This is a genomic window from Cellulomonas sp. GbtcB1 (assembly GCF_019091725.1).
Classification (GTDB): domain Bacteria; phylum Actinomycetota; class Actinomycetes; order Actinomycetales; family Cellulomonadaceae; genus Cellulomonas.
The window spans coordinates 1-247 of sequence record NZ_JAGXJG010000402.1; the positions used below are offsets into that span (position 1 = coordinate 1).

The 247-nt window shown below is 75.7% G+C and carries 1 protein-coding gene; it reads right to left on the bottom strand.

Annotated elements, in window-relative coordinates:
• The coding region (locus KVT14_RS20830) for a hypothetical protein (protein WP_217617343.1) at window positions 1–247 on the bottom strand (247 nt) is incomplete at both ends.

Below are 247 nucleotides of genomic sequence, written 5' to 3' on the forward strand. Positions count from 1 at the left end.
ACCGGGCGACGCCGATGATCGCGTCGTCCCCCGCCACCGCCACCAGCGCGGCCCGGTCCCGGTGGCCGACGCGGGTGAACCGCGCGAGGTCCCGGTCGCCCAGCCGCTCCAGCGGGGCGAAGAACCGGAACACGACCGACGCCTCGGACTGGCCGACGTGGAACGACTGCAGGGCATCCGCGTCCTCGGGGCGGATCGGCCGCACGTGCGTGGTGCTGCCGTCGCGGAGGACGACGTCGGCCTCCCA